Genomic DNA, 26,874 nt, shown 5'->3' with positions numbered 1-26,874 from the left:
TCACAGTGCGGCGAACATGGCCGCGCGTTCGCGCAGCAGTGCGGCCGTCTCAGACATCAGCTGCTCGGCGATCGCGTCGACGTGGCGCGACTGCCAGGACTCCAGGACGGTGCCGCGCACCCAGGAGTTGAAGGCGCCCATCGCGGGCCCGCAGTAGATCAAGTAGTCGACGGTCCTGCCCGGTTCGCCCCGCAGCGCGAGCCGGAAACCGCGGTCGAGGTAGGTCCGGAAGGCGTCGGCCATCTGCCGCTTGGGGTCGCCGCTCCCGGGCGCCGCCGCATCGGGGAGCGGTCCGCGCAGGAACTTCTCCTCGATCTGACGCCGGGTCGCCGCGTCGATGTCGCCGAGCGCGTCGTGGCGGCGCCAGAGTTCGTGGAGCTTGCCGGCGCGCGCGGGCAGGAACACGCCGCGCTTGACGACCTGGGCGCGTACGCCGAGTTCGAACATCTCCGCGGCGGGCGCCAGGGCGACGTCGTGGACGTCGAGGTCCTGGAGGAGCTCCTTGACGGCGGTGCTGGTGTTGGCCTCGGGCGTGCACTGGTTGATGGAGCCGGTGAGCAGGAAGTCCGCGCCGAGCAGGAACGCGGCGGCGGCAGCCTCCGGGCCGCCGATGCCGCCGGCGGCGCCGACGTGCACCTTCGGGCCCGCTCCGGACGCGGCGTCGCGCAGGCGGAGCACGGCGGGCAGCAGGGTGGTGAGGCTGCCGACGGCGTCGTACCAGCCGGAGCCGGTCTCGACGCAGAGGTCGTCGGCGAGCGGCACGTCCGCGAACCGTGCCGCGTCGCGGGCGGAGACCTGCCCCGAGTCGATCAGCTCCTGGACGACCCTGCGCGGGGCGGGCGCGAGGAAGGCGGCCGCCATGTCCGTGCTGGACACCTTGGCGAGCACGCGGCCGCCGCCGAGCCGGTACTTGACGAGGGCCGGGGTGATCCGCAGGAAGCCGGAGGCCTCGACGGTGCGCACGCCCTTGCGCAGGAAGAGGTCGACCAGCGCCGACTCGCGCCCCGGGTCGGCGTGCTGGTGGAGGAGGTTCGCGCCGTAGGGGCCGTCCGCCCCGAGGTCGGTGCGGACCGCGTCGAGGCCCGCCTCGACCTCGTCGAGGGTCAGGCCGCCGGTCCCGAAGAAGCCCATGCCGCCGGCTTTCGCGAGGCGCGTCAGGAGGTCCGGGCCTGAGACCCCGCCGTACATGGAGCCCGCCAGGTAGGCGTAGCGCAGGCCGTAGCGTTCCCGGAACGTGCCGGCGCCGAGGGCCGCGGGGTCGCCGGGCCGTGCGCGGGGGGCGACGGCCGCTTCTGTGCGGGGCTCCTCGGCCGGGGCCGCTGCGGCGGGCGGCTCCTCGGTCGGGGCCGCTTCGGCCCTCGTGACCAGCGGTTCCGCCTCGGCCTTGATCCTGGTGACGAGCTTGCGCAGCACCGCTCCCGGACCCAGCTCCCGGAACTCGAAGTCGCCCTCGGCCATCAGGTAGCGGATGGTGTCCGTCCATCGCACCGGGGAGGAGATCTGCCGGGCGAGGAGCCGCTTCACCTCACCGGGTCCGTACGGCCGGGCCTGCACGTTGGAGATCACGGGGATCTCCGGGTCGCGGAGCGCGAACCCGTCGAGGTAGCGGGCGAACTCGTCGGCCACGTCCCGCAGGTAGCGGGAGTGGAAGGGGGCGCTGACGTTCAACTGCACGTAGTGGACCTTGAGTGCTTCGAACACCGGCTTGGCCAGGGCGATCTGTTCGGTGGGCCCGGCGAGGACGAATTGGGTGGGCGCGTTGTGGTTCGCGATGTCCAGACCCGTCAGACCGTTCTCGGTGAGCGCCCGCTCGACGCTGGCGAGGTCGCAGCCGAGCACGGCCGCCATCCGGCCGTCCTCGGCGCGGCTCATCAGTTCGCCGCGGCGGGCCACCAGGCGCAGTCCGGTCTCGAAGTCGAAGGCTCCGGCGGCGAACAGCGCGACGTACTCGCCGAGGCTGTGGCCGACGAGGAAGTCGGGCGGTCCGGGGTCCTCGCGCCGCTCGCGCAGCCAGGTCAGGGCGCTGACGATGTACAGCGCGGGCTGGGTGAACCGGGTGAGCCTCAGCTCGCGCCGCGGGTCCTCCAGGCACAGTTCTCGGACGGAGTACCCGAGGACGGCGTCCGCGACGGCGGTCTCCTCGGGGAACTCGTCGAAGAGGTCCTTGCCCATGCCCCTGGCCTGGCTGCCCTGGCCCGGGAATCCGTACACCTTCATGACGCCGTCCTTGGATACGGGGGTTGCGGGGGTGGCCGGGGGTGCGGCGGCCGGCAGGGCGGCTCGTACGGCGGCCAGGGAGCGGGTGTCGTCGCCCAGCGGGGTGAGCAGCGGAAACGACCGTGAACGGGAGTCGGCGGGCAGGCCGGCCCGCGCGAAGTTGTGCAGGGTGCCGGACGGTCCGAGGTCGAGGTACCGGTGGGGGCCGAGCCGCTCCAGGGCGGCCAGGGTCGCCGCGTACTCGATGGGCTGCCTGGTCGCCCGCCACAGGTGGTCGACGGTGATCCGGTCGACCTCGCCCGCGGTGGCGCAGGACACGACGGGGATCCTCGGCGGCTTCAGGTCGGCCGTCGCCATGACGTCCCTGAACAGCGGCTCGGCCGCGTCCATCCGGCGCGAGTGGAAGGCGTACGGGACCGGGACGCGATGGCACACCACCTTGCGTGCCCGCAGAAGTTCCTCGGCCTCGGCCAGGTCGTCGTGCGCGCCCGAGAGCACGAAGTGGCCGGGGTAGTTGCGGGCGGCGACCTCGGTGCGCTCGCGCAGCAGCGGGATGTCCCTGTGGAGCGCCTCGTCGTCAAGGACGGCGAGCATGCCGCCGCGCGGCGTGTCACGCAGCGCGGCGGCCTGGCGGACCAGGAGCCGCAGGCACTCCTCGGCGTCGAGGGCGCCCGCGAGGACGGCCGCGGTGAACTCGCCGAGGCTGGCGCCGAGCAGCAGGTCGGGCCGGATGCCGTACCGGGCGAGGGTGTGGGCGAGGCCGAGTTCCACCATCACGATCGCGGGATGGGTGTAGATCAGCGCGTCGAACGGCTCGGCGGGCCCGTGGCCCGGGGCGTACATCCGGCCCAGTACGGACGTGCCGAGTTCCGTCTCGACGACGGCGTCGAGACGGTCGAGAGTCTCCCGGAACACCGGCTCCGCCCGGTACAGGCCCTGGCCCATCCGCTGGTACTGCGAGCCCTGCCCGGAGAACATGAACACGGTGGAAGGCGTCACCGCGCCGCCTCTCCGACGTCCGTCGCCTCTCCGGCTTCCGCCACGCCTTCGGCTTCTTCCAGCAGCGCGCAGACGTCCCTGACCACGAACTCGCCCTCGCGGAAGGAGAGAATGCCTGGTGGCGCGGGCCTCTCGCGGCGGGCCGCCGCCATCAGGTCCCGCACGCTCAGGGGCCCTTCGGCAGCCAGTGACTCCAGCACGGAGGTGAAGGATCCCAGCAGGCGCGTGATCGTGGCGTCGGTGAACCGCTCCCGGTAGTACGACATGTGGAGCTTGACCGTCTCGGTCGGGAAGACGTCCAGGCGCAGCGGGAACCCCATCCGCGAGATGTAGTACGCCGCGCTGAACCGTTCGGAGTTGTCGAGGCCGACGTTCTGGAACACCACGTAGCTCTCGGTGGGCAGGGTGTCGTCCGGCTGTCCGGCCCAGGCCAGCGCCCGGTGCAGCGGGGTGTTCTCGTGGCCGCTCATCGCGACCAGTTCGTCCCTGACGCGCGCGAGGTACTCCGGCAGCCGCTCGGCGGCGTCGACGCGGGTGCGCAGCGGCAGGATGTTCAGGGTCGGGGCGACCATGTCCCCCACCCCCTGGGGGCCTGCCGAACGGCCGGTGAACAGTACGCCGTGGGTGAGGTCGGCCCGCTCCCCGTCAGCGGTGACGAAGGCCGCGACCGTGGCCGCCCAGCCCGCCTGGAACAGCACGTTCAGGGTCAGCCGGTGCTCACGGGCCACCGCGCGCAGCCGGGACGCGAGCCGGTCGGGCAGCGCGAACCACTGCCGTCCGAATCCGCTCTCGGTGCCGAGGTCGTTGCCGGGCACCCGCTCGGAGAGCCGGGTGGGGCCCGGGAGGCCGCCGAGCGCGCGCTGCCAGTAGCGTTCGGCGGCCCGCTGGTCGGCGCCGCGTACCGCCGCCACGAACTCCTTGAACGGCAGTCCCTCTTCGAGTGCGAGGGGCTTGCCCTCGGCGAGCGCGGGCAGGCCGCGGTCCACCTGGTTGGCGATGATGTCGAAGCTCCAGCCGTCCAGGCACAGATAACTCAGGCTCACCACGATGACGCAGGTGCGGTCGTCGACGTCGGCCACGAAGTAGCGGATGGCGCCCGGCTCCTCGGGCTCGATGCCGCGCTCCCGGTCCGCCTTGAGGTGATGTTCGAGTGCCTCGTCCTGTTCGGCGGGGGTGAGCCCCCGCCAGTCCACGAAGTCCAGCTCGACCCGCGGCTTCCGGTGGACCACCTGGACGGCCTGGTCGGGACCGATCCACCGGAAGGAGGTCCGCATCGTGGGGTAGGTCCTGGCCTGGGTCTCCAAGAAGCTCCGGAAGTCGTCCTTGTCGGCCATCCCGAGCGGCACCGCGGTGAGCCGGTGGACCTGGAACATTCCCGGCTCGGGCGTACGCAGCCGGCGCAGGGCCCACTCCTGGAACGGGGCCACCGGGTAGACGTCCTCGACGTCCGGGTCCGCGCGGAGTTCGGCCAGTCGCGCGGCGGTGTCCCGGTCGCCGGGATCGTCCTCGGCCTCGGTCCGCGCGCTCGCCGTGCCGTTCGCCGCCACGGCGGCGGCGAGCTCCGCGAGCGTGTCGTACTGGAAGATCATCTGTGGGGTCAGTTCGAGGCCCCGGTCGCGGGCCTTGGACACCACGTGGATGCTGTGGATGGAGTCGCCTCCCAGCCGGAAGAAGTTGCTGCCCGCGCCGATCGGCTCCACGCCCAGCACCTCGGTCCAGATGTCGGCGATGGTCCGCTCGACCGGGGTCCGAGGCTCGGTGGTGTCACCGGACTCGTCGAGCGTCTCGGCCGCCGGCTCCGGCAGGGCGGCCCGGTCGAGCTTCCCGTTCACGTTGACCGGGTACTTCTTCAGCGGGACGTAGGCGGCCGGGAGCATGTAGTCGGGCAGCCGGTCCTTGAGGTATCCGCGCAGCTCGGGCACGACGGCTCGCGCCCACCGGTTGAACACGGGGTCGGTGGCGTACTCCGGCCACCGGCCCGTCGGCGCGGGCGTCTCCACGGCGACGCGGTCGTGCTCGTCGTCCTTGGGGCTCAGCAGCACCGCGTAGCTTCCGTCGGTGCGGTCGGGCATCCAGTCGACGCTGACGGAGCACCCCAGCCGGTCGGCCAGCCGCCACCACTCCTCCGGCTGCACGCCGTGGCCGCCGACCGTCGCCGCGAGGCGGGCGTTGGGCACGTCCAGTACCGCGAGGGCCCGGCCCGGCTCGGCGCGCAGCCGATGCTCGGCCGTGGCGAGCACGTCCTCGCCCCGCGACCACTCGATGCGGTCGTCGGGGGTCGCGGGGGCCACGGCGGGGCCACCGACGCGCAGGTAGGCGTCATACCGGTAGCGGGTCATCTCGTTCTCGTGCTCCCCGCGCCGCAGTTGGGTCCTCACGTCCGCCAGGCGGGGCTCCTCCTGCTGCACGGCCCGGAAGAAGTCGGGGTGCAGCACCAACTCCTGGTCCTGGGCGACGCGCCGGCGGGCGCGGGTGCGCAGCCGCTCGTCGCTCGGCGCGGGGCCCGCCTGGTGGAGTTCGACCTCCGTGTGGAAGGTTTCCAGCAGGGCGAGGTTGCGGACGTCTCCGACGAATACGGTGCCGCCGTCGTCGACGCGGCGCAGTGCCTCGCCGAGGACGTTGCGCAAGTAGCCGGCGCTGGGGAAGTACTGGACCACGGAGTTGATGACCACCAGGTCGAACTCCCGCTCCTGGAAGGCCGCGAGGTCGTCCGCGCCTCCGTTGTGCAGTTCTACGTGCCTCAACTCAGCGCGTTGCTGGACCAGTTGTGTCCGTACGTGATCCAGTGCGGCCTTTGAGATGTCGGTGGCGTGGTACACCTCGCAGTGCGGGGCGACGCGGGAGAGCAGCAGGCCGGTGCCGCAGCCGATCTCCAGGACCCGTCGGGGCCGCAGGGCCAGGATGCGCTCGACCGTGGTGTCCACCCACTCGCGCATGTCCTCCTCCGGCAGCGGGCCACCGTCGTAGCTGCTGTCCCAACCGCTGATCTTGAAGTCGGCGGGCCCTTCGCCGCCCTCCCCGTAGACGCGGTCGAAGACGGCCTCCCACTCCGTGCCCTGGGGCGTCGCGCTGTCGGCGGCGTCCTCGGCAGCGCTCCCCCCGGCGGCGTCGCCGTCCTGTTCGTCGTCGCGGGTACCCGGCACGACGTACGCGACAAGGCGCTTGTCGCCCGTCCCCGCGGCCTCCCGCCGGGCGAGCACCACGGCCTCGCCCACCTGCGGGTGCCCGGCCAGGGCCGCCTCGATCTCGCCGAGTTCGATGCGGTGGCCGCGGATCTTCACCTGGTCGTCCGCGCGTCCCAGGTACTCCAGTTCTCCGTCGGCCGTCCAGCGGACCAGGTCGCCGCTCCGGTACCAGCGGGAGCCGTCCGGGTCGCGCAGGAAGCGCTGCTCGGTCAGTTCCGGACGGTTCAGATAGCCGAGGGTCACACCGGCTCCGCCGACGTACAGCTCGCCGCGCACACCGACCGGCGTCGGCTGCCCATAGCCGTCGAGGACCCGCACCTCCAGGTCCGGGATGGGCACCCCGATCGGGCTGTGCGCGACGGCGCCGTCCACGTCCGCGCGGGTCACCGGGCGGTAGGTGACGTGGACGGTCGTCTCGGTGATCCCGTACATGTTCACCAGCCGGGGCGAGCGGTCCCCGTGGCGGTCGAACCACGGGCCGAGGCTTCGCACGTCGAGTTCCTCGCCGCCGAAGACGACCACCCGCAGGCACAGGGCGCCGCGCTCCACGTCCGACAGGTGGCGGAAGGCCAGCGGTGTCTGGTTGAGCACGGTGACCCGCTCGTCCCGCAGCAGCTCGTAGAAGTGCTCGGGGGAACGGCTCACCCAGTGCGGCACCACGACGAGCCTTCCGCCGTGCGCGAGCGCGCCCCACAGCTCCCACACGGAGAAGTCGAAGGTGAAGGCGTGGAAGAGGGTCCAGGTGTCCGAACGCCCGAAGTCGAACCACTCCTTGGTGGCCGAGAAGAGCCGCACCACGTTGGCGTGGCTGACCAGGACGCCCTTCGGCGTTCCGGTGGAGCCGGAGGTGTAGATGACGTACGCGGGGTCATCAGGTCCGGCGCCGGGCGCCCGCTCGGGGGCGCGCTCGTCCGTCGCCCCGTCGATGACCACCAGCTCGGCCGTGTGCTCGGGCAGACCGTCGACCAGGTGCGGCTGGGTCACCAGGATGGGCGCGGAGCTGTCCGACAGGAGGTAGGTGACGCGCTCGGGCGGGTGGTTGGCGTCGATCGGCAGGTAGGCGGCGCCGGACTTCAGGATGCCGAGGATGCCGACGACCAGGTCGACGGAGCGCTCGGCGCAGAGCCCGATCAGGGTGCCGGGGCCCGCGCCGAGGCGGCGCAGCCGGTGCGCGAGCGCGTTGGCCCGGCCGTCGAGTTCGCGGTAGGAGACGTGTTCCCCGTCGTGGCTGACCGCGATGGCGCCGGGTGCTTCGGCCGTCCGCTCCTGGAACAGTTCGTGGAGCAGCGCGACCGGTTCGGCACTCGGCGCGGGCGCCCGCGAGCCGCTCCACTCCAGTTCCAGGCGCTCGCGGTCGGCGGCGGGCATGACCGGCAGCTCCCCGACACCGAGGCCCGGGTCGGCGGCGACCGCCTCCAGGACCACCCGGTAGCCGTCGAGCAGCCGCTGGACGGTGTCCTCGTCGAAGACCGCGGAGTTGTACTCCACCTCCACCAGGAAGTCCCGGTCGCGGTCCACGACGCTGATCCACAGGTCGAACTTCGAGGTGTCGTTGCGGATGCCCTCGATCGCCTCGACCGTCAGCTCCTCGCCGGAGCTGAGCTCACGGGCCGGCAGATAGCTGAAGGAGACCTGGAACAGCGGGTTCTGGCTGAGGTACCGCTCCGGCTGAAGGGCCTCGACGACCGCCTCGAAGGGGACCTCCTGGTACTGGTGGGCGCCGTTCACCACGTCCTGCACCCGGCGCAGCACCTCGCGGAAGTCCGGCTCCCCGGCCAGCCGGGTCTTGTAGACGAGCGTGTTCACGAACAGCCCGATGAGCTGCTCGATGTCCAGCCGGGTGCGGTTGGTGACGGGCGAGCCGACCGCGATGTCCTCCTGTCCGGTGTAGCGGTGCAGCAGGACGTTCAGCGCGCCGAGCAGCACGGTGAAGAGGCTGACGCCCTCCCGCTTGCACAGCTGGGCCAAGTCGGTGCGCAGCTCCTGGGGGAAGACTGTTCTGAGGTCGCGTCCCTCGAAGGTCTGCACCGGCGGGCGGGGCCGGTCGAAGGGCAGCTCCAGCGGCTCGGTGCCCTCGCCCAGCTGCTCGCGCCAGTACGAGAGCTGCTGCTCGAGCCGCTCGCCGCTGAGGTGCTCGCGCTGCCACACGGCGAAGTCCGCGTATTGGACGGGCAGTTCCGGCAGCGGCGAGGGTCGCCCGGCCGCGAAGGCGTGGTACAGCGTCAGGAGTTCCTGCCAGAACAGGCCGAGCGACCATCCGTCGACGACGATGTGGTGGGCGTTGAGCAGGACGACGTGCAGCTCGGGTTCGAGGCGGTACAGGGCGACCCGCAGCAGGGGCCCGGCCGCGAGGTCGAAGGGCCGCCGCGCCGCCTCGTCGACCAGGCCGTCCAGCGCCCCCGGGTCGGAGGTGAGGTCCACCAGCTCGACCGGCACGTTCACCCGCGGCAGGATCCGCTGCCAGGGTTCGCCGCCCTCGCTGGGCAGGACGGTGCGCAGCGATTCGTGCCGGCGGACGATCTCGTCGACGGCGCGCCGCAGGACGTCGTGGCGCAGCGGCCCGCGGAGCCGGAAGCTCATCGGGACGTTGTAGGCCGCGCTGCCGGGCACCATCTGGTCCAGGAACCACAGCCGGCGCTGGGTGAAGGAGAGCGGCGGCCGCTCGCCGGCGGGTCGGCGGGGAATGCCGGTGGTCCCCGCCGGGCGGGAGGCACCGCTCAGCTTCTCGAGGAGTGCCCGCTTCTGCGGGGACAGTCGCGCCTTGCGCGTGGCGGCGAGGTCTTCGGGGGACATGGCGGGGGGAACTCCTCTGTGTCGTCGGCGGCGTCCTGGGTATCGCCGGTTTCACGCGAGCGGGGGGCGGTTCACGCGAGCAGGGTGCGCACGGTGTCCTCGGGCAGCTCGTCGATGCGCTCGATGAGTTCGGCCTCCAGCAGCCGCACCATGTCGGCCAGGGTGCGGGCCTGGAACAGCTCGCCCAGGTCGAGTTCGAACGGGAAGCCGCTCTTGAGCCGGGAGATGATCTGGGTCGCCAGGATCGAGTCGCCGCCCACCTCCTGGAAGTCGTCGTCGGGGCGGGCCGATGGGACGCCGAGGACCTCGCGCCAGGCGTCGACGACCAGTTCCTGGAGCGGGCCGCCGCCGGCTTCTTCGGACACGTCGGGCTCCGGCGTGGCAGGAGCGGCGGTCTCCGGTACCGGCACGGGTACGACCGGGGCGGGGGCCTTGACCGGCACCGTCGTGACCGGCCCCTCCAGGGCGCCTTCCTTCTCCGCCACGACGATCGCCTGATAGGCCTGGTCCTCGCGCACCGGAGCCGGTGAGAGGCTGCGTACCCCGCGGAATCCGCCGCGCTCCAGCGCCTGCCGCCACAGGGAGACGCTGAGCAGCGGGGAGCCCGGCAGCCGGCAGTCGTCCTCGAAGCCCCACCAGCCGCCCATCAGGCCGAAGGTGAGGGTGAAGAAGTCCTGCGCCCTGGTGGTCTCCAGGAGGATCAGTACGCCGCCGGGGCGCAGGAGTTGCCGGGCGTGGGCGAGGGTGTCGTCGATGCGCTTGGTCGCGTGGAGGACGTTGCAGGCGAGGACGAGGTCCTGGGTGCCGGCCTCGAAGCCCTGCTCGGTGGGCGCCGACTCGATGTCCAGCGGGGCGAAGGTCACGAAGGGGTGGTCCTTGCCGTACTGGTTGCGGCCGTACTGCGTGAAGCCGCGGGAGATGTCGGTGTAGACGTACCGGAGCCGGCCGTCGGTGGCCGCTTCCGTGCCGTTGAGGGCGGGCAGCACCTTGGCGGTGGTGCCGCCGGTGCCCGCGCCGATCTCCAGGACGGAGACCGTGGCGTCGCGGCGCGCCCGCACGTACCGCGCGACGAGGCCGGCCACCAGGCCGTTGGTGTCGCCGTCGCTGTGGTAGACGGCCTCCACGGCGTCGAACGAGCCGCCGGGGAACAGCACTTCGTGGGCCTTCTTGCGTCCGGTGAGGACGTCCGGCATCTCCTCCAGGCAGAGCGTCAGCAGGTGGAAGTACCCGTCCATCTCCGAGTAGTCGGCGGTCACCTCCCGCTTGAGGGCGTCCAGTTCGCCCTTCTCCCAGGCCAGGGGCGCCGGTTCCGTGACCAGGTCGGTGGTGAGCAGGTCCGTGCCCTCGGCGCGCAGGTAGCCGCCGTCGGTGAGGACGCCGAGCAGTCCGTGGAAGAGCGCGGCGTGCTCGTCGACGACGCCGAGCCGCCGGGCCAGGTCCGCCTCGGTGTGCCGCTCGCCCGGCGCCGTGAAGACGTCCATCCGGCGCAGCGACGCGAAGAGCATCCGCCGGCAGACCTGGGTCAGTTCGTGGACCATCACGTCGGAGCGCATGGCCGCCGCCAGGTCCCCGGCCGCCGGGTCGGACCGCAGGTGCTCGTCGGCGGCGGCGTCGAGCTCCGCGAGGACGGACGGCACGGCCGCCGGGTCCTGAGGGGCGGAGGCGGCGGCGTGACCGGGGGTTCCGGGTGCGGTGCCGTGACCGGGGGTTCCGGGTGCGGTGCCGTCCGCCCATACGTGGGGGAACACGTCGCGTACGAAGGGGTGGCCGGGCAGGGCGATGCGGCGGGGGGCCGTGCCGGTGTGCAGGCGGGGCCACTCCACCGGGGAGCCGGTGACCCAGGCCGCGGCGAGCTCGTCGACGTCGCGGCCGGTGGCCGACTTCGCTCCGGTGCGGCGCTCCGTCACCTGGCCGTGGTGGGTGCCGGGCACCTCGGTGGCGCCGTCCGCGTACGCGCCGAGCCGCTCCAGGAGTTCGGCCATCGAGCCGGCGGTCACCGCGAGCCGTTCGGCGAAGGCCTCGCGGCCCACCTGGAGCGTGTACGCCACGTCGAGGAGCGCGTCGTCGCCGAGCTCGGCCCGCCGCAGGTGGTCCGCCAATTCCCCGGCTTTCTGCCGCAGTTGGGGCTCTTCCTTCGCGGAGAGCGGTACCAGGTGGCGGCGGCCGGGGACGGCGCGGGCGCACGGCCCCGGAGCGGCGTACTCCTCGATGATCACGTGGGCGTTGGTGCCGCTGTACCCGAAGGAGCTCACGCCGGCCACCCGGGGCTCCGCGCCGTCAGGGGTCCAGTCGGCGAGCTCCCGGCTGACGAAGACCGGGCTCTCCTCGAAGTCGGCGTGCTTGTTCTCGGTGCGGAAGTTCGCGGCAGGGGGGAGCTTGCCGTGGCGCATGCACAGCAGCACCTTGATGGCGCCGAGGACGCCCGCGGCACCCATCGTGTGGCCGATGTTGGCCTTGACCGAGCCGATCGCGCAGAACTGCTTGCGGTCGGTGAACTCCGCGAACGCCTCGGTCAGCCCGTGCACCTCGATGGGGTCGCCGAGGCTGGTCCCGGTGCCGTGTGCCTCGACGTAGCCGAGGCGGCTCATGTCGACGCCGCTGCGGCGGTAGACGTCGCGCAGCAGACCGCTCTGCGCGGCGGAGCTGGGCGAGGTGATGCCCGAGGTCCGGCCGTCCTGGTTGGTGGCGCTGCCCCGGATCACGCCGAGGATCCGGTCGTTGTCCCGGACCGCGTCGGACAGGCGCTTGAGTACGAGGACTCCGACGCCCTCCCCGACGAGCATGCCGTCGGCGTCGGCGTCGAAGGGGCGGCAGGCCCGGCCGGGCGAGACGGTGCCGAGGGCCTCCATGGTGACGAAGGTGCCGGGGTGGTTGGCGACGTACACCCCGCCCGCCAGCGCGAGGTCCGACTCGCCGTCCAGCAGCAGCCTGCGGGCGATGTCGACCGCCACGAGCGAGGACGAGCAGGCGGTGTCCACCGTCATCGCCGGGCCGCTGAGGTCGAGCTGATAGGCGAGGCGGGCCGCCATGATGCTGGTGTCGGAGCCCATCAGGGCGTGCGCCGAGTACTCCGCCTGGGGCGCGAGCCCGGTGCTGCCGACGATGGTGGCGACGGAGCGGCCGCGCAGCGCCGAGGCGTCCTGCGCCGCGTCCTCCAGGGCGTGATAGCAGGATTCGAGGAGGACGCGCTGGGCGGCGTCCATGGCGGCGGCCTCGCGGGGGGCGATGCGGAAGAAGGCCGGGTCGAAGTGCTCGCTGCCGGACATGGCGCCGTAGCGGGGCGGGGCGACGTCCGGGAAGTGCTCCTTGAGCAGCGAGAGGGCGACCGGGTCGTCGACCTCGGTGGTGCGGTCCCGGCCCTCGCTGATCACCTGCCACAGCTCGTCGGGGTTCCGCGCGCCCGCGGCGCGGCAGTGCATGCCGATCACCGCGATCGCCTCCGGCGCCGCCTGCTGCCGGCCGAGGTGGGCCGTGACGCGCTCGCTGAGCCCGTCGAGGTCCCCGGCCCCGCTCACGTCGGCGGTCGACAGGGCTGTGCCGAAGCGGGCGTTGACCTCTTCGGTCAGCGCGACGGTCGTGGCCAGGTCCAGGCCGAGGTCGCGGAAGGAGGTGCGGGCGAGCCGCTCGGGGGCGGTGTCGAGGACACGGGCCGCGAGGTCCGACAGCGCCTGCTTGACGTGGGGCGACATTGACTCTGTTTCTCCTTCAGCTCCGCGGGGCGCGCGGCTGCGCGGTGGTCTCGGCCAGGTGTGCCCGGTTGGTCCGCAGGCGGTCCTCCTGGGTGGTGGAGGTCTGCTTGCGCAGGCGGAACAGGCGGTGTCCGATCCAGCCCCGGCGCACTGCTTCGGCCAGCTCGGGGTCGGGGTCCGCGGGTTCGTGCGGGAGCAGTTCCTCGACCACGAACCGGTTGCGCGTGAAGACGTCGGACCAGGTGCGCGCGGTGGGGACGCTGATCCCGGCGCCGGGGTCGACCAGGTCACCGCTGAGCGTGCACAGGTAGTCGGCGAGGAGGACGTGGCCGCCGTCCACGACCGCCGCGTCCAGGCGGGCGAAGAGTGCCTGCTTGTCCTCGACGCGGTAACAGCCGCCGATGCCGTACGCCAGGTCGTAGTGACCGGGGAACGGATCGAGCGGGCCGCTCCGGTGGAACACGGCGACGCGTCCTCGCGCCCCGCTCCCGTCGATGCGCCGCCCGGCCTCGTCGGCGAACTCCTTGTCACCGCTCACACCGTGCACGATGAGCGCCGGGTGGTCGGCGGCGAGCCCGATGAGCGCGTCCGCGTCACGGCACCCGAACTCCAGAACGGCACCGAGCCGGTCGAGCCCGGCGTCGGCGAGGAGGAGGCGGTGCGGGGGGTCGGCCGGCGGGGCGGGGGCCCTCCGGGCGGGGGCAGTGTGGGCAGCGGGGGCCCTCCCGGCGGGGGCGGCCTGGGCGGCGGCCGTGGCGGGCCGGGGGTCGTCGACCGTGGTGGGGGTGCCGGACCGCGTGGCGGTGTCGGATGGCTCGGCGGCACCAGTCTGCGTGGCGGTGCTGGCCCGCGCGACGGGACCCGGTTGCGGGGCGGTGCCGGATTGCTCGGCGGTGCCGGACCGCGACGCGGTCCGCCCGCGCCCCTCGTTCCCCCTGACGAGCCGCCGCCGCAGGTACGTGGCGAGGGGACCCGGTGCCGGGTGGTCGAAGATCAGGGTGACGGGGAGCCGCAGCCCCGTGGCGCGGCCCAGGCGGTTGCGGAGTTCCACCGCCGTCAGCGAGTCCAGGCCGAGCTCGACGAAGCCGGTGTCGGCGCCGATGGTCGCCGGGTCGGTGACGAGGACGGAGCCGACCTGCGCGCACACCAACTCCAGGAGCAACGCGTGCTGTTCGTCCTCCGGTAGGTCGGCGAGCCCGTCGAGGTCCGGAAGGCCGTCCGGGGCGGCGGTGGCCGTCGCGGTCCGAGGCACCCCACGCAGCAGGCCGCGGTGGAGCGGATGGCCGTCGCCCGCCTCGGCCTGGGCGCGCAGGGCGTCGAGGTCGAGACGCATGGGCGCCTGAAGCGGTTCGTCGGCGCCACGTGCCACGTCGAAAAGGGCGAGTCCGTCCACGGAGGGGAGCGGCAGGAGGCCGCCGCGCGCCATCCGCCCGGTGTCCTCCTCGCTCAGGTGCTTGGTGAGACCGGTGGCCTGCTCCCAGTAGCCCCAGGCCATGGATGTGCCCGGCAGCCCTCGCGCCCTGCGGTGCTGGGCGAGGGCGTCCAGGAAGGAGCTCGCGGCGGCGTAGTTGGACTGGCCGGGGTTGCCGAGCACACCGGCCGCCCCGGAGAAGAGGACGAACTCGGCGAGGTCGAGGCCCTTGGCCACAGTCAACTCGTGGAGGTTCAGGGCGCCTTCGGCCTTGGGCCGCAGGACCCTGGCGAGACGTTCGGGGGTCAGCGCGTCGAACACCCCGTCGTCGAGGTCGCCCGCCGTGTGGACGACGGTGCCGAGCGGATGCTCGGCGGGGATGCCGTCGAGCACCTCCGCGAGCCGGGCCCGGTCTGCGACGTCGCAGGCCACGACGGTCACCTGGGCGCCCGCGGCGGTCAGTTCGGCGGCCAGCTGGGCCGCGCCGGGCGCGTCGGGGCCCCGCCGGCTGAGCAGCGTCAGGTGCCGGGCGCCGCGCTCGGCCACCAGATGCCGGGCGAGCATGCCGCCGAGGGTTCCGGTGCCGCCGGTGATCAGGACGGTGTGCTCGGGGTCCGGCCGCCGGGGCACGGTCAGGACGATCTTGCCGACGTGGCGTGCCTGGCTCATGAACCGGAAGGCCTCCGGCGCGCGCCGCAGATCCCAGGCGCGGCGGGGCAGGTGGGTGAGGACGCCCTGCTCGAAGAGGTCGACGATCTCGGCGAGGATCTCACCGATGCGCCGCGGCCCGGCGTCCACGATGTCGAACGCCCGGTAGCGGACGGCGAAGTGGGCCGTTGCGACCTGCGCCGCGTCACGGATGTCGGTCTTGCCCATCTCGACGAACCGGCCGCCGCGCGGCAGCAGCCGCAGCGAGGCGTCGACGAACTCGCGGGCGAGCGAGTCGAGGACGACATCCACGCCGCGCCCGTCGGTGACGGTGCGGAACTTCTCCTCGAAGCCCAGGTCCCGGGAGGACGCCAGATGGTCGTCGGGCACGCCGAGTCCGCGGACCGCGTCCCACTTGCCCTCGCTCGCGGTCGCGAAGACCTCCGCGCCCAGGTGCCGTGCGAGCTGCACGGCGGCCATGCCGACGCCACCCGCCGCCGCGTGTACGAGGACCGACTCGCCGGCGGTCAGGCCGCCCATGTCGACCAGGCCGTAGTAGGCGGTGGCGAAGGCGACGGGGACCGCGGCGGCCTGTTCGAACGACCAGCCGCGGGGCATCCGTACGACGGTGTGGGCGTCGGCCACGCAGACCGGGCCGAGGCCGCTCGGGAAGAGGCCCATCACACGGTCGCCGACGGCGAGGCCGCTCACGCCGTCACCGATGTCGACGACCACACCGGCGCCCTCCGCGCCGAGCGTCAGCTCCCCCGGGTACATGCCGAGCGCGCCGAGCACGTCACGGAAGTTCAGCCCGGCGGCGCGCACCTCGATCCGCACCTGACCGGGGGTCAGGGGTGCCTCGGCGGCGGGCCAGGGCAGCAGGGCGAGGTTCTCCAGGGTGCCGGCGCCGCTGGTGTCCAGGCGCCACGGCGTACCGTCACCGGGCGGTACGAGCACGCTGTCCGAGCCGAGCCGGGCCAGCCGGGGCACGGTCGCCTCCCCGCCCCGCAGGGCGAGCTGCGACTCCCCGGCCGCGGTCGCCGCGGCGACCGCGCCGGGCAGCGCGGCGGCCGAGGCCTCGTCACCGTCCACGTCGACGAGGAGCAGCCGGTCGGGGTTCTCCGCCTGGGCGGCCCGCAGCAGACCCCACACCGGGGCATGCGTCAGGTCCTCGACGTCCTCGCCGACGCGGGTGGACACGGCCCGCCGGGTCACCACGACCAGGCGCGCCGCGGCCTGGCTCTCGTCGACGAGCCGGCTCCGCACGAGGCCGTGCACGCGCGCGGTGGCGGTCCGGACGGCTGCCGCCAGGTCGTCCGTCGGCTCGGCGTAAAGGGAGATCAGCGCGATCTCGTCACCGCCGCCATCGGACGCACCGGGCACGTCGGCGCCGTCGCCGCGGCGCAGGGCCGTGGCGAGGCCGAGTTCGTCGGGGCCCGCCACGGTCCACTTGATGCGGGGCGTGTCGGCCGGGGCGAGCGGGGTCCACTCCAGGCGGAGCAGTTCGTCGGGCAGGGCCGTGCGGGCGGGCGTCCGCCGTGCGCCGGAGAACGGGCGCAGTACGAGCGAGTCGAGGACGGCCAGGGGCCTGCCGGTGGTGTCGGCGACGGCTGCCGAGACCGCGTCGGTGCCCGCGCCCGTCAGGCGTACGCGCACGGCGGCCGCTCCCCCGCCGAACAGCTGCATGCCGGACCAGGAGAACGGCAGCAGACCACCGCCGTCGCGGACGAACCCGCCGAAGCCCATGGCGTGCAGGGCCGAGTCGAGCAGGGCGGGATGCAGGCCGTAGCGGGCGGCGTCCGGGCCGTCGTCGAGGGCGGCCTCTGCGTACACCTCAGCGCCACGCCGCCAGACGGCGCGCAGGCCGCGGAAAGCGGGACCGTAGGCGTAACCGGCGTCGGCCATCACCTGGTAGTAGTCGTCCACCGGTACGGATTCGGCGCCGGCCGGCGGCCACACCGCGAGGTCGAAGCCGGCCTCCGCCGCACCGGCCGCGAGCAGCCCGGTGGCGTGCCGGGTCCACGCTCCCTCCCCGTCGGCAGCACTCTCGGCGCCGGACTCGGCCAGCGAGTGGATCTCCAGGGGCCGGGCTCCGGTGGCGTCGGGCGCCCAGACGACGAGCTGGAGCCGGGCGCCTCCCTGCTCCGTGAGGGTGAGCGGCGCCTCCAGGGCGAGTTCTTCGAGCCGCCCGCAGCCGAGTGCCGCTCCGGCGCGCAGCGCCATCTCCACGAAGCCCGTGCCCGGGAAGAGCACCGTGCCCGAGACCGCGTGGTCGGTGATCCAGGGGTGCGTGGCGAGCGATACGTCACCGCTGAACACGGTGCCGCCGTCGGCGAGCCGGACCGCCGAGGTGAGCAGCGGGTGCCCGGCCGCGTCCCGCGCGGGGCCCTGCGACCGCGGGGCCGGGGTGGCGGTGTCGCCGGTTCCGGCGTCGGTGTCGTCGATCCAGCAGGACCGGCGCTCGAACGGGTACGTCGGCAGTCCCGCCACCCGCACGGGCGCTCCGTCACCCTGGTCGTACAGCGCGGCCCAGTCGACCGCCGCGCCACGGACCCAGAGGTCCGCGACCGCGCCGAGGTCACGGCCGCGCAGGGCCGCGTCGAGGCCCGCCGTGTCCACCCGGGCCGCGGTGGCCGAGAACACCGCGTCACAGGGGCGACCCCGGCGCCAGCGCGTGAGGTGGCCGCGCAGCTCCTCGGCCCCGGAGGCGATGACCGCCAGCCGGTGCGTCAGGTCCACGCGTCCGACCTGGAGGGTGTACGCCATGTCCGCCAGGTCGCTCGTGGGCCGTCCCACGAGGAAGTCGAGCCACGCGTCGACGTAGGCACCGAGGCGTTCCTCCGTGTGCGCCGACAGGACGAACAGGACCGGGCCGCGCTCGGCCGGCCGGACGCGCGGCGCGGGCTCGGGCGCCTCCTCCAGTACGACGTGGGCGTTGGTGCCGCCCCCGCCGAGGCCGGTGATCCCGGCGCGGCGCGGCGCGGGGACGCCGTCCACGACGACCTGGTGCCAGGGCACGGGTGCGGCGGAGAGCTCGAAGGGAAGCCGGTCGATGTCGATGGCCGGGTTGAACTCCTCGGGCAGCCGCGTCGGCGGCAGCGTGCGGTGCTGGAGCGCGAGGACGACCTTGAACAGCTGCGCCATGCCCGCGGACGCCTCGCCGTGACCGATGTTGGGCTTCAGCGAGCCGATGTGGAAGCGGCCGCTCACGCCCGTCCGGTCCTCGAAGGCCTGGGTGAGGGCGGTCATCTCGACGGCGTCGCCGATCTCCGAGCCGTTGGCCGTGGCCTCCACGTAGCTGACCGTGCGCGGGTCGATCCGGGCGTCGCGCAGTGCCTCCCGGATCACCTCGGCCTGGCGCAGGGAGCTGGGGCTGGTGAAGCCGATGGTCCGACCGTTGTGGTTGACGGCACTGCCGCGGATGACGGCGCGTACCGGGTCGCCGTCGCGCAGGGCCTGCCGGAGCGGCTTGAGGAGCACCGCGCCGACGCCCTCGCCGGGGACGATGCCGGCGGCCTCGGCGCCGAAGGACGCGCAGTCGGAGCGGTCGGAGAGCAGCCCCACGGTGGCCAGTTCCACATAAGTCGACGGGTGGAGGTAGAGGTTCACGGCCCCGGCGACGGCCAGGTCGCAGCGCCCGGAGCGCAGGCTCTCGACCGCCTCGTGCAGCGCCACGTGCGCCGAGGAGCAGGCGGTGTCCACGGCCTTGCTCGGCCCGCCGAGGTCGAACTGGAAGGAAACCCTGTTGACCATGTCACCGAAGGAGGTGCGGGGCATCTCCAGGCGGCCCTCGGAGCCGAGGTGGGTGAAGCCGTGCTTCGCGCCGCCCGCGAAGACACCGATGCGGCCGCGCACTTCGGCGGGCAGCTTCGCGGGGGCGTACCCCGCGTCCTCAAGGGCCTTCCAGCACTCCTGGAGGAACAGCCGCACCTGCGGGTCGGTGTTGCGGGCCTCCTGCTCGGTGAAGTTGAAGAGTGCGGGGTCGAACGCGTCGAATCCGTCGAGGAAGGCACCCCACTTGGAGTGGCTCTTGCGCACCACGTCCGCGCCCTCGGGGTGCGGGTCGTAGTGTTCGCGCCAGTCCCAGCGGCGGCGCGGGATCTCGGTGACGGCGGACCGCCCCTCCATCAGCAGCTGCCAGTAGCTGTCCTGGTCGGGGGCGTTGGGGAAGGTGCCGCTCATGCCGATGACGGCGATGGCACCGGCGAGCTCGTCGTCATCGCCGCGCACGGGAGCGGCCTCGGCTTCAAGCTGTACGACCTCGGCTGCTTCGGCTGCTTCGGCTGCTTCGACGGCAGGCTGGGTTGCGGGTGCGGGTGCGGCCACCGTGCCGTCCCGGCCGAGGAAGGCCCTGCACTCGTCGGGGAACTGCTCGGCGAGCTGTCCGGCCACTCCTTCGACCTTGGCGAACTCGAAGAACAGCGTGCGCGAGGCCGACGGAAACGCCTCGCTCAGCAGCTGGTTCAGCCGTGTGCGCGTGATCGAGTCGATGCCGTGGCGATCCAGCTGTTCCTTGGGGTCGACCTCCCCGCCGCCGTCTCCCTCGGCCGCGCCGAGCAGCTCGCTCGCCATCAGCGCGATCCGGTCCTCCATCGCCTGTTCCAGCCGCTCGGGGCGCAGCTCGCCCCTGGGCTCGGCGGCGGGCTCCGGCACGTGTACGGGAGCGGCGACGGACCCGGGAGCGAGAGCGGACCCGGCCGCCTTCGCGGTGGCGGGAATGCCGTGGTGGTTCTTCGCGAACGGATAGCCCGGCAGCGGGACCCGGCGGACCGGGCCGTTCCGGTGCAGCCTGCGCCACTCGACGCTGCCGCCGCGCACCCACACCTCGGCCACCTGGGCGAGCTTTCCGCGCTCCAGCCATTTGCCCACGGCTTCGCGCAGCTCCTCGTCGGCGAAGAGCCGCGCGACGTCGCCACGCCCGTCGGCCTCGCCCAGCCGGCAGTTGTCGGGCAGCTCCCGGCCCTCGGCCAACGCGCGCAGCCCGGCGAGGAGTTCGGCGCGGTCGCGGACCACGAGTGCGGCGCGGGCGGTCAGTTCGGCACGGCCGAGCTGAAGGGTGCGCGCCACATCGGCCGGGGACGGCACGGCGCTCCCGGTTCCGGTTCCGGTCGAGGCGGCGCCCTCGGCGCTCTCCGTGGGGCCGGCGTCACCGGCCCGCGCCGCCAGCCGCGCCAGCTCGCCCGCCGTACGCCCTTCGTGGAAGACGTCGGCGCCCAGGCGCGTGCCGAACTCGGCGTCGAGCGCCTCCCCGATGCGGGCGAACTGTTCCGGGCGTACGCCGTAGGAGTCCAGGGGCTCGTCCGGGTCGATCTCGTCGGCGGCGACGCCCAGGACACCCGCCACCGCCGCGCACACCCGGGCGGGCTCCGCGGTGCGCGCCGCCTCTGAGGGCGGGGCGACGGCGACGGCGGTCGAGGAGGAGGCGCAGTCCTCCAGGTGATCCGCGAGGACGCTCGCGTAGGCGCGCAGCCGCTCGGGGGTGCGGGCCGACAGGGGGACGATCTGGGGTGTGCCGTCGTCCGCGTGGGCCGGTTCGGCGGCGGGCACGTACTGCTCGACCACGACGTGCGCGTTGGTGCCGCTGTGCCCGAAGGAGTTCACCGCGGCCATCAGCGGCGCCCCGGAGCCGCTCCGCCAGGGGCGGGGCGCCTCGTCCGCGACGAACGCCGAGTCCTTGAGGTCGATCAGCGGGTTGAGCCGCCGCAGGGTCGGCATGCCGACCAGGGCGCCGTGCCGCATCGACAGCAGGACCTTGATGAGGCCGACGACGCCCGCCGGGGCCCCCGTGTGCCCGATGTGCGCCTTGGCGCTGCCGATGGCGCAGAACTCCCGCTCCGTGGTCAGCCGCCGGAAGGCCCGTACGAGCGCGTTGGCCTCGACCGGGTCGCCGAGGGCGGTGCCGGTGCCGTGGGCCTCCACGTACCCGACGCGTTCGGCGGGGATGCCGAAGCGCCGGTAGACGTCGAGGACCAGGTCCTCCTGCGCGGCGCCGTTGGGCGCGGTGATGCCGTTGCTCGCGCCGTCCTGGTTCATGCCGGTGGCGCGGACGACGCCGTGGATGTGGTCGCCGTCGGCCACCGCGTCGGACAGCCGCTTCAGTACGAGGACGGCCACCGCCTCGGAGTAGACGGTGCCGTCGGCATCGGCGTCGAAGGTGCGGCACCGTCCGCTGGGCGACATCGCGCCGCTCTCGACGAGGAGGTCGAGGCCCCGTGCGTCGAGGCCCGCGTTGACGCCGCCGACCAGGGCCAGGGACGACTCTCCTGAGCGCAGGCTCTGGCAGGCCAGGTGGACGGCGGCCAGCGAGGACGAGCACGCGGTGTTGACGACGAGGGCGGCGCCGCGCAGGTCGAGGAAGTACGAGAGGCGGGAGGCCACCAGGGCGTCGGAGGCGCCGGTGAACGACTCGTGGGGGTAGCCGGTGGGCTCGGCGCCGATGAACAGGCCGGTACGGGAGCCGGCCAGGGACGTCGGGTCGAGCGCGGCGTCCTCCAGGGCGTGCCAGCTCTCCTGGAGCAGCAGCCGCTGGTTGTGGCTCATCAGGTCCGCCTCGTGCGGCCGGATGCCGAAGAACTCCGCGTCGAAGAGGTCCCGTTCGACGAGCGCCCCGCCCCAGCGGTAGCCGCCGGGGTCGTCGGGGGCGAGGTAGTGGTCCGGCAGTTCGCCGTAGCCGACGCGGCCCCGGCTGAGGTTGTGCCAGAACTCGCGTACGTCCGCGGCGCCGGGGAACTGCCCGGACATGCCGACCACCGCGATGTCCAGCATCCGCGTGCGGTCCTCGGGCGCCGCGTGCCCGGTGGCCGCCTCCGGGGCCGGGCGCCGGGTTTCCAGCAGACCGCGCGCCTGCTCCGCGCCGACCGCGCCCTTGACGTATCCGTCGAGGATGTCGCGGAAGTCTGCGCTGCTCATCGTTGCTCCCTCGTGGCCAGCTCTGCGTCGAGCAGGTCGAGCACCTCCGCGGCGGAGAGCTCTCCGGCCGCGAAACGTGCCTCCAACTTCACGATCAGGTCGTGCGGTGCGGATGGTTCGTAGGTGGCCGGTGGTGCAGAAGTCGCCTGCGGTTCGGGGGCCATGGGTGGTTCGGGGCTCGCGGGGGCGAGCAGCCCGCCGAGGTGGTCGGCCAGCCGCTCCACGGAGGAGAACTCGTAGAGCGCGGCGGCGTTGAGCTCGACGTCCAGCTCCTCGGCGATCCGCGTGACGAAGGTGGATCCGGTGATCGAGTCGACGCCCAGGTCGGCGAAGGCCGTCGACGGCGAGAGGTCCTCCTTCGGCACGCGCAGCGTCTTGGCGAGCCGCTCCACCAGCAGGTTCCGCAGCTCCGGCCGCCGGTCGAGGCCGCGGGACGCGCCGCCCGGGGACGCGCTCGGCCGGGCGGGCGCCCGTACCGTGGGCGGGCGCATGCCGATGACCTGCCGGTACCGGTCCGCGCGCAGCAGCCGCACGGCCGTGTCGAAGCAGGCGGCTCCCTCGGCGTCGTCCAGGAAGCCCAGCGACGGGTAGTCCCGCGCCGCCTCGCCGAACGAGGCGCGCCAGGCACCCCAGTTGACGATGCCGACCGGGAAGGGTGCGGTGGCCGCGGCGGCCCGGGCGAAGGCGTCGGCGGAGGTGATCCCTGCGGCGTAGGCGGCGTGGGTGCCCGCCCCGCCGAAGGAGAAGGCCTGGGCCGAGGAGAAGTAGCAGAGGAAGTCCAGCGGTTCGTCCGCCACGGCCTCGTACACGTTGCGGGCGCCCGCCGCCTTCACCTCGTAGTGCGCGCGGAACTCGTCCTCACCGAGGTCGGCGAGCGCGCCCGGTGCCCCGGTGATGCGGGTGGCGCCCGCGAACAGGACGCCGTGGATCTCGCCGAGGAGCGCCTTCGCCCCGGCGATCGCCCGCCGGGCCTGACGGGGGTCGGTCACGTCGCCCTGGACGTAGCGGACGCGGTCGCCGTACAGCGCCTCGCGCACGGCGGGATCGCTCTGCGGGCGGCGTCCGACGCAGACCACCTTGGCGTCGTACCGGTCGATCAGATGGCGGCTGACGACACGTCCGACGAACCCGCTGCCGCCGACCACGACATAGGCGCCGCCCGGCCTGATGCCAGGCAGCCCCGGCCGCGCCGCCTCGGACGGCTCCACCGGGCGGACCTCCTGCCGGTACCTCCGTCCGGCGCGCAGCGCGACGAGGTCGGCGGCCGGGGACGGAGGCTCGGCGGCCACCGCGGCGGCCACGGCCGCGCAACCCTCGGGCGTCAGCAGGTCGGCCGCGGTGACGTCGAGGTTCCGTACGGCGAACCGCCCGGAGTCACGCGCCACGAAGTAGGCGAGGCCCGCGAGGCCCGCGCCGTGCGCCGTGCTGGGTCCGCCCGCGACGGACTGGGTGTCCTGGGTGACGACGAAGAGGTCCGTCCGCCCGGCGCCGTCGAGCCGCTGGACGGCCTTGACCAGGCGGAGCAGGGCGAGTTCGGGCGCGGCCGCGCCGGAGCGGGCCGCCCCTACGGAGCCGGTGACGAGCAGGATCCGGTCGGGCGCGGGTCCCGCGAGGCCGGAGAAGTCGTCCAGCGGGCACTCGGTCACCTCGGTGGCGGCACCGCCGGTCCGCCGGTGGTGCGCGGCCAGCGCCCCGGCGAGCGCGGAGCCCGGTTCCCCGGCGAGGACCAGCACCCTGCGCGGCGCGCCACCGGTGGCGGGAACCGCCGGTGATTCGGCCCAGCGGGGCACGGACAGCAGTCCTTGCGGCGGGACCACGGGCGCCTCGGTCGGGGCCGCCGAGGAGGGCGCCGGGGCCGTGCGGCGCGGGCCGGCGTCGGTGGGGACCCAGTGACGCTCCCCCGCGAACGGGTACGTCGGCAGGGGGACCCGGCGCGGCCGGTCCGCTCCATGGCGCGCGTTCCAGTCCACGGTGCCGCCCTCGGCCCAGCGCCGCGCCGTCTCGTGGAGTTCCGTCCCGGTCAGCGCCGGACGCGTACCGGAAGCCACGAACTCGTTCAGTCGGCGCACCAGTTCATCGGCGTCGCGCGCCACGAAGGCGACCCGTACGGGCCATGCGACCCGGCCCACTTGCAGGGTGTACGCGATGTCGTGCGGCGCGTGCGCGGCGCCTCCCGCGGTGATCGCGTCCCGCAGCCGCGCGGCGCTCTGCCGCAGCTGGTCCTCGGTGCGCGCGGAGAGCGGCACCAGTACCGGATCCCTCGGTGCGGCGCGCCCGGTCGCGGTACGGGCAGCGGGGACGTACTCCTCCAAGACGATGTGCGCGTTGGAACCGGTGGCCCCGAAGGAGCTCAGGCCCGCGCGGCGCGGGCCCTCGGGCGGGGCGGGCCACGGCTCGGTCGTGCGCTGGAGCCGGAAGGGCGTGCCGTCGAGGGCGAGCAGCGGGTTCACGGTGCCGGCGTGCAGGGTCGGCACCAGCGTGCGGTGGTGGAGTTGCAGCGCCGCCTTGGTCAGGCCCGCGATGCCCGCGGCGGACTCGGCGTGGCCGATGTTGGACTTCACCGATCCGAGGGCGCAGAAGCCCGTGTCGTCGGTGTGCCTGCCGAAGGCGGTGGCGAGGCCCCGTATCTCGATGGGATCGCCCAGCGAGGTGCCCGTGCCGTGTGCTTCGAGGCAGCCGATGGAGCGGGCGTCGACGTCCGCCGCGGCGAGCGCGGCGGTGATGACGGCGGCCTGGCCGACGGGGCTCGGCACGCTGAACCCGCTGGCGGCGCCGACGTGGTTGACGGCGGAGGCGGCGACGACGGCGTAGATGTGGTCACCCGCGGCCTCGGCGGCGGCGAGCGGTTTGACGACCACCGCGCCGACGCCTTCGGCGGACACGTAGCCGTCCCCGCCCTCCCCGAAGGAGCGGCAGCGGCCGTCCGAGGAGTGCATGCCGACGGTGCCGTAGGTGCGGTACTTGCCGGGGTGCAGCGAGAGGTTGACGCCCCCCGCGAGCGCGACCTCGCACTCCTTGCGGCGCAGGCTCTCCACGGCGAGGTGCAGCGCGGTGAGCGAGGACGAGCAGAGGGTGTCCACCGTCATGCTCGGGCCGTGGAAGTCGCAGACGAAGGAGACGCGGTTGGCGATCTGCCCCTGGTTGAGGCTGAGCGGCACCGGTGTGGCCGCCTCCGCGGCGACCAGGGTGTAGTCCTTGTGCATGGCCCCGGCGAAGACGCCGACCGCGCGGCGCCGGTCGGGTCCCTTGGCCTCGGCGAGGGTGTCGGGGGTGTACCCGGCGTCCTCGATCGCCTCCCAGCAGGTGCGCAGGAACCAGCGTTCCTGCGGGTCGGTGATCTCCGCCTCGGGGCGGGAGACGCGGAAGAAGTCGGCGTCGAACCGGTCGACGTCGTCGAGGAAGCCGCCCCAGCGCGACTCGCGGCTCTCGCCGGGCGTCCAGCGCTCGGCCGGGACCTCGCCGACGCTGTCGCGGCCCGCCTTGAGGTTCTCCCAGAACGCGGTGAGGTCCGCCGCGCCGGGGTAGTGGCCCGCCATGCCGACGATCGCGAAGCGCTCCGTGCGCGCGCTCGGCAGGGGGCGCCGCTTCAGGCGCGGGCGTTCCAGCGGCTGCCGCCCGGCGGTGGCGTCGCCGTCCCGGCCCGCCAGGACGGCGTGGGCGTTGGTACCGCCGTCCGCGAAGCTCGACACTGCGGCGGCCAACGGCGCGTCCGGCCATGGGGCGAGTCCGCGCTCGAAGCGCAGCGGAGTCGCGGCGAGGTCGAAGTGGTCCAGGGGCTGCTGTCCGCTGAGGAAGGGGACGATGCGGCGGTTGCGGAGCATGAGGACGGTCTTGATGATCCCGGCGATGCCCTCCGCGCACTGCGGGTGGCCGATGTTGGGCTTGACCGAGCCGAGCGAGCAGGGCGTGTCGGAGCCTGCGCGGTAGACGGCCGCGATGGCCTTCAGCTCGATGAGGTCGGGGATCTGGGAGCCCGCCGCGTTGGTCTCGATGTACGTGACGTCGTCCGCGGCGAGGCCGGAGCGGGCCAGGGCGCGGGCCATGACGCTTCGCTGGGCGGCGGGGTTGGGCGTGGCGGGGCCCGCGGTCCTGCCGTCGTTGTTGACGGCCACCGCCTTGATGACCGCGTGCACCTGGTCGCCGTCGGCCTCGGCCGCGGCGAGCGGCTTGAGCAGGAGGACGCCGACGCCCTCGGCGGGGGTGAAGCCGCGGGCCCGCCGGTCGAAGACGTGGAACTCGGGCTCGGTGTTGAGCAGGCCCCGCCGGTCGAACAGGCGGTGCCCGCCGGCGTCGGGCAGCAGGGTGATCCCGGCGACCACGGCCGCCTCCACGTCGCCCGAACGCATCGCCTGGACGGCGTGGTGCAGGGCGACCAGCGCGGAGGAGCAGGCGGTGTCGACGACCGTGCTGGGGCCGCGCAGGTCGAAGTGGTGCGACAGGTTGGCGGCCAGGTAGTTCTGGCCGATCGCGACCACCGGATTGCGGCTGCGGCCGAGGGTGGCGTCGTCGGGGGCGTGCCGGGTGCGCCCGCCGACGTAGACGCCGATGTCGCGTCCCTTCAGCTCGGCGGGGGTGTAGCCCGCGTCGCAGAGGGCGAAGAGCGTCTCCTCCAGGAGCAGCAGCGCCTGCGGGTCCATCGCGGCGGCGTCGTCGTCGGAGAGGTGGAAGTGGCCGGGGTCGAATCCGTCGAGGTCGATCAGACCGGCGGTGTATCCGGTCTCGGCCCCCCAGCGCCGGGCGGGCACCGGGGCGATCGCCGTGCGTCCCTCGCTGAGCAGCCGCCAGTATCCGTCCAGGTCCGGGGCGCCGGGGAAGCGGCCCGACATGCCGATCACCGCGATGTCGTACGGGCCGTCGGCCGGGGCCTGTTGGCGCTCGCTCCAGGCGGGGGCGGGGGCTCCGTCGTGCGGGAGGACGGCCGTGGTGGCGGCGGGGGCCTGCGGTACCCGTGCTTCCCACGGTTCGTGTACTTCCTGTCGTTCGTGTACTTCCTGCGGTTGGGTGCCGAAGGTCCGCGTCAGGG

General features: G+C 73.7%; 5 protein-coding genes (1 of these 5 cut by a window edge). All 5 read right to left on the bottom strand.

Going from position 1 to position 26,874, the window contains the following annotated elements:
• The gene (gene fabD, locus ACF062_RS26050) at positions 1-3,216 is read right to left on the bottom strand and encodes an ACP S-malonyltransferase (protein WP_392141702.1); all 3,216 of its coding nucleotides are present in this window, start codon (positions 3,214-3,216) and stop codon (positions 1-3) included.
• Complete coding sequence (locus ACF062_RS26045; protein ID WP_392141700.1) at positions 3,213-9,194, bottom strand: amino acid adenylation domain-containing protein; 5,982 nt, start codon at positions 9,192-9,194, stop codon at positions 3,213-3,215. Before ACF062_RS26045 ends, fabD begins: the two co-directional genes overlap by 4 nt.
• Positions 9,195-9,265: 71 nt before the next feature.
• Positions 9,266-12,883: a beta-ketoacyl synthase N-terminal-like domain-containing protein gene (locus ACF062_RS26040; protein WP_392141698.1), complete on the bottom strand. Its 3,618-nt coding sequence runs from the start codon at positions 12,881-12,883 to the stop codon at positions 9,266-9,268.
• A gap of 16 nt (positions 12,884-12,899) precedes the next feature.
• Positions 12,900-21,851 (bottom strand): SDR family NAD(P)-dependent oxidoreductase, encoded by an 8,952-nt coding sequence (locus tag ACF062_RS26035; RefSeq protein WP_392141696.1) that lies wholly within the window; start codon positions 21,849-21,851, stop codon positions 12,900-12,902.
• On the bottom strand, positions 21,848-26,874 hold the final stretch of the coding sequence (locus tag ACF062_RS26030) for an amino acid adenylation domain-containing protein (RefSeq protein WP_392141694.1). The gene runs 18,463 nt beyond the window's last position; 5,027 of the gene's 23,490 nt are visible here — the last part of the coding sequence; its start codon lies beyond the right edge, outside the window — the gene reads right to left on this strand; its stop codon occupies positions 21,848-21,850. Before ACF062_RS26030 ends, ACF062_RS26035 begins: the two co-directional genes overlap by 4 nt.

Source organism: Streptomyces sp. NPDC015345, from assembly GCF_043078805.1.
Classification (GTDB): Bacteria; Actinomycetota; Actinomycetes; order Streptomycetales; family Streptomycetaceae; genus Streptomyces.
This window is presented reverse-complemented; position numbering and strand designations above follow the sequence as displayed.